The sequence below is a fragment of the Pseudanabaena sp. 'Roaring Creek' genome (assembly GCF_001402795.1).
GTDB lineage: Bacteria > Cyanobacteriota > Cyanobacteriia > Pseudanabaenales > Pseudanabaenaceae > Pseudanabaena.
Genome location: NZ_LIRE01000152.1, coordinates 1 through 5,008, shown reverse-complemented (window position 1 = coordinate 5,008; position 5,008 = coordinate 1). Strand labels below are relative to the sequence as shown.

Genomic DNA, 5,008 nt, shown 5'->3' with positions numbered 1-5,008 from the left:
TCTCTATTGGGTTTGATTTTTGTCCTAACATTACTGACTATAGCTATAATTGCGCCCAGTTACTTAGCGACCATCATATTAACTACCGTAGCCAAGCAAATTACCCATGACAGATCCTGACACCATCATCTATCCCACAATTGATTTATTTAGCTACGACCTTGCGGAAGGACTAGGACAAAGCGAAGATGAGAGCAACCAGAATCGTAATAAATTTTGGCGGAGAATAAATGTTGGGCAAATGACAACGGATCAGTTAGCAGATGTCATCAAAATTGAATCAGAACTTTCAGACTACATTGAGCTACTTGGTAAAGATGGTAAAAATTTTGACTATCCCCTGAATGGGTTTTACTATCCAGTTAAACTCAACGATACCTATGCTTTACAGGTGCATTGCTCCATCGATCTCACCCATCAAGATCGCGACGATCCATCACTTAAGTATGCTCCTCGCCATATCCCTAGTTTCCAAAAAATCCAAGAAAATATTGTTAACAATCTTCATGGCAGTCAAATTAATCAACCAGAGAGCCACATGGGTCAAACTTGGTTTGTCTGGGGACAACTTGCTTTTGCTGACCAAAAGGCAAGTGATGCGGCGAAAAGAATTTACGGACATTTAAAAATTTTCGACAACTCAAGCTGGGAAAAAGATCTGAAAACCGAAATCAACCCCTCTGCACCTAAACTTCTAGGCGCAGAATGCTTTGAGCTATGGCAACTACCAAGCGATCGCGGCAATCTCAGTCAAAACAAACATCTCTTAATTTGTATCTTTCCCCATGAATTAAATATTCAAGATATCAGCAAGACCATCTCCAAACTTTATCCCAGCTTAATGCGTTTATTTTTGTATCGCCACAAAATTATTTGGTCATACCATCTAAGCCGTCAACATAAAAATGAACTTAAAAACAAAGTCAAAGAAATCCAAGCTACCATCTCCCTATTAGCCAATCCAGATCGTTCATCTCAAACGGATCTCGCTCAACTCCAGCAAAGCTTGAAATCAAACCTCAACTTGATGAACACCTATGTTCAAGAACTTATCTGTCTAGAATCTCAAAAAAATACTATTGCAACGAATCTGGAGAACTACCAAAATAAACTCAAACGATTAGAAAATCACGAGGAAGATACTAATATTCCCTTTTTAGAGAAATTTGCAACCATCGTCACCAAGAAGTATATCCCCCAAATTATTGCGGATATTACCAACCTCAGCCCCAATCAAAAATTCTTAGAAAACTCTATTAGAAATATCGAAGGCATTATTAGCCTTGAACAAACTCGAAGCGAGCGTAGTCTTAACCAAAGCATCTTTGCCGTTGGTACGGGTTTAGGGACAAGTCAAATCACTGTCAATATCCTCACGGCTCAATTTTCTGTCAATGCCATTGCAACAAAATCGAATACGCTTTTTTTAATTTACATGATGGCAACCTTTTTGGGGAGCATCGTAATTGGTGGACTTTCTGGTGGTGGGGTCTGGTGGTGGTTGCATAGGCGATCGCGTAACTCTAAAAATCCGTAATACCAAAGCTCAAAATGGCGTTGCCATTTTGAGCTTTGGTATTACGTTGTTATACCAATTCACGAAAGTGTGACAACACTTTTGTGAATTAAACATCAAACCCAGTAAGGTTTTGAGATTCCCAAAATGGCGTTGCCATTTTGAGCTTTAGTATTATATAGGGCGATCGATCGCAAATCAATTCATCCAAAAAAAAGGTACAAAAAAGAGGTGCAAACAATGTTTGCACCTCTTTTGAAGAAATAAACTTAATTATGATTGGACAATCACTTTTCCTTGCATACCAGCACCACGGTGTGGTGAGCAATAGTAAGAGAATTCTCCAGCTTCATTAAAGGTTGACTCTAGCTCAGCTTTAGGCTTTTGAGCCAACTTCTTGTGAGAGAGTTCTGCATGACCATCAAACACAATATTGTGGGGGAAAGCTTTGTTATTAACCCACTTGACCGAATCGCCAACTTTAATTGTCACCACTTTAGGCTCGAATACAAGCTGACCGCTATCGGAACCCATCTTAACGGTAATGACATCAGCCGCAGCAGGAGAAGCTGTCATGAACAGGCTACCAACAACAAACAAAAGACTAGCGATCGCTAGACCTAGCTTTTTCGCAAAGGAAGAAATATTCATAAATTAACTACCGACTAAAATTCAACTTAACTCGTACTAATTCGACTCGACTCGAACTAAGACTAAAACACGTAGAGAAAACCAGAAAACACATAGATAAAGCTAAAGTAATTAGCTTTTTGACAAATTATGACGCATTACTACGTACATTATTTGTTTAATAGTATATCTTTCCGCCGCCCCAGCCGATACCTTTGACCTTAGGTTCGTAAAGAATATAACCAGCAATTAGCTTGAGGTCATTGTCGGTGAGCCCACGCATGGCGGGGAAGATATCAGTACTCTTGAGGCTAGGGTGAACGTCGTAGATTTCAGTTACGCCATCATAGGTAGTGGGCTTCTTCATGAAGTCCACCAATCCCAACACATTATTACGTGCTGGATATGCCCCAGCAAGGGAATCGGGCGCTAGATTGACGTTAGGATTGGTAAAGGTGGCTCCGCCGAGGTGACAGGTGGCACAGGCATTAGAAAATAATTTCTTACCCTTAGAGATGTCCTTTTGCGTTAAGACAATATTTGTAGTTTCATTGAGGGGGACTGTACGCAGTTCGATCGGAATATCGGCTGCATTTACGCTGGATGTGAAAAGCTGAAAGGTAAGCATCACGAAGGCGATCGCCACCGCTAAATATTTAAAAGAATTTTTGTTCATAATTACGGACATAACTTAATTTATCTAAGTTTATCTAAAAGAATTTCACCTAATCCCAAAGATTTATTGCGACTTTGCAATCACGATAAGCCTTTGGGGGTTTTAGAATTTTGGGCTGCGGATGCCATAATGACAGCCTTTGCATCTTCCAAAGCAAGTTTGGTTTCTGCGTCTTGGTAAGCGATCCCAAGGCGATCGCATAGTTTAAATACATCCTCAATACTGAGTTTGTAGTCCTCGGCGATCTCAGCGATCGAATAGTCAGCAAAGCCCATAACAATACTCGTATCTAGTTAATTCTAGAGATGTTTGTGCTATTTTCTCATGCAAGCAACCGAAAAAGTAAAGTCGGTGCTTTGCGCCGACTTTACTTTTTTGTTTTGGGGATGTAATTTAAGCGATCGCCGATCCGTCAATCACATCTTGCCAACGCCCGTTACCGACAGCCCTAATTGCTTCGGGTAAATGGATCGCGCCTGTGTAAATGGACTTACCCACGATCGCTCCTTTCACGCCGACCGATTCCAGTGACAATAGGTTTAGTAAATCGGCGATCGAGCTAATGCCACCCGAGGCAATTACAGGCACATCAACATTTTCGGCAAGTTGGCGCAAAGCTTCGATATTTGGTCCTTGCATCGTACCATCGCGATAAATATCGGTATAAATAATTCCCGCTATACCGACAGAAGCCATCCGCTTGGCAAGATCTACCGCCATTACTTCCGAAGTTTCCAGCCAGCCTCTCGTTGCTACTTTACCGTCACGAGCATCGATGCCAATCATGATTTGTTCGGGAAATTCTGCACAAATCTCCGCAATTAGCTGAGAATTTTCTACGGCGGCTGTGCCAATGATGACGCGACTGACCCCTGAGTTGAGGACTGATAAGATACTTTCGCGATCGCGCAAACCACCACCCATCTGCACTCGCATTGGTATTGAGCGGGCGATCGCCTCAATTACCTTTAGGTTTTGAGGTTTGCCTTCCTTTGCACCATCTAAATCAACTACATGTAAATACTTAGCGCCTTGACTGTACCAGCGTTGGGCAACCTCTACAGGGTCTTCACCAAATACTTCTGACTGTTGATAATCCCCCTGATAGAGCCTGACACAGCGTCCATCTAAAATATCAATTGCGGGAATTACATCCATAATTTTTACCTACGATCCCAGAAGTATAATTTTAGCTAGATTTAGCGATCGCGGTATAGTACAAATCAAGGAAATCCAGTTTTGCTTCTTAAGTTTGTCCTTTAGCTAGTCCCTATGAAATTGCCAAAGCAGTCAGTATCCTCAAAATTAATGTCCATTGGCATCGTCATTAGCGGGGCTTTTTTGCTGATGGCGATCGTCACCCCCCTGTTACAAGCCGTAGGGATTTTGACCGATCCGACGGAATTTCTCAGCAATCCCATTCACGAGCCACCATCGCTACAACATTGGTTTGGCACAGATTTACAAGGACATGATGTATTTACGAGAACGATCGCAGGGGCAGGCGTAGCATGGCAGGTGACGATCGCTTCGACAGCGATCAGTTTAGCGATCGGCGTGCCCTTGGGGATGCTGAGCGGCTATAAGGGTGGATGGCTCGATCGCGGTTTAGTATTTCTGATGGATGCGCTTTACACCCTACCCAGTCTGTTGCTATCGCTGACGATCGCTTTTGTGGTCGGTACTGGCATCTGGAATGCAGCGATCGCGCTCAGCGTTGCCTATATCCCCCAATATTTTCGAGTCATCCGCAACCAAACCGTGAGTACCAAAACCGAGGTTTATATCGAAGCCGCTCAAGCGATCGGTGCGGATACAAAAACCATTCTCATTAAATATCTCGCCCCCAATGTCATCCAAAGCTTGCCCGTAATCTTCACCCTCAACGCCGCCGATGCAATTCTGACGATCGCAGGTTTGGGATTTTTAGGTTTAGGTATTCCCGAAGATGTCCCTGAATGGGGTCACGATCTCAAGCAAGCTCTCGATGCGCTTTCGACTGGCGAAAATATCTGGTGGACGACAATTTTCCCTGGATTGGCAATTACTTTAATGACAATCGGTTTATCGCTAGTCGGTGAAGGCTTGACCCAGAAATTTAGTAGCAAGAAAACCGAAGATTAACCAAATTTTAAGTTTATAGCTACAGTCACTTGACTTAGGACATAAACCCCAAGAATTGATTG

6 protein-coding genes are annotated in these 5,008 nt (G+C 42.7%); 2 read left to right on the top strand and 4 right to left on the bottom strand.

All coding sequences use genetic code 11. The features are described 5' to 3' along the window. Window positions 1-106 precede the first annotated feature (106 nt). Window positions 107-1,537: a hypothetical protein gene (locus tag AC805_RS04745; RefSeq protein ID WP_055074348.1), complete on the top strand. Its 1,431-nt coding sequence runs from the start codon at window positions 107-109 to the stop codon at window positions 1,535-1,537. A 252-nt stretch (window positions 1,538-1,789) separates the two neighbouring features. Here the strand turns inward: AC805_RS04745 and petE are convergent, their stop codons facing one another. The 4 genes from petE to hisA all read right to left on the bottom strand — a co-directional run bounded on the left by petE (window position 1,790) and on the right by hisA (window position 3,980). Then, window positions 1,790-2,167, bottom strand: coding sequence for a plastocyanin (gene petE / locus AC805_RS04740; protein ID WP_055074347.1), 378 nt, complete (start codon window positions 2,165-2,167; stop codon window positions 1,790-1,792). A 157-nt stretch (window positions 2,168-2,324) separates the two neighbouring features. Further along, the gene (gene psbV / locus AC805_RS04735; RefSeq protein WP_055074346.1) at window positions 2,325-2,822 is read right to left on the bottom strand and encodes a photosystem II cytochrome c-550; all 498 of its coding nucleotides are present in this window, start codon (window positions 2,820-2,822) and stop codon (window positions 2,325-2,327) included. Window positions 2,823-2,902: 80 nt separating this feature from the next. Further along, window positions 2,903-3,097 carry a hypothetical protein gene (locus tag AC805_RS04730; RefSeq protein WP_055074345.1) on the bottom strand — a complete coding sequence of 65 codons (195 nt, stop codon included), beginning with the start codon at window positions 3,095-3,097 and terminating at the stop codon, window positions 2,903-2,905. Between the two features lie 118 nt (window positions 3,098-3,215). Further along, complete coding sequence (gene hisA / locus AC805_RS04725) at window positions 3,216-3,980, bottom strand: 1-(5-phosphoribosyl)-5-[(5-phosphoribosylamino)methylideneamino]imidazole-4-carboxamide isomerase (RefSeq protein ID WP_055074344.1); 765 nt, start codon at window positions 3,978-3,980, stop codon at window positions 3,216-3,218. Window positions 3,981-4,094: 114 nt separating this feature from the next. Between hisA and AC805_RS04720 the strand changes: the two genes are divergently transcribed. After that, complete coding sequence (locus AC805_RS04720; RefSeq protein WP_055074343.1) at window positions 4,095-4,946, top strand: ABC transporter permease; 852 nt, start codon at window positions 4,095-4,097, stop codon at window positions 4,944-4,946. Window positions 4,947-5,008: the final 62 nt, after the last annotated feature.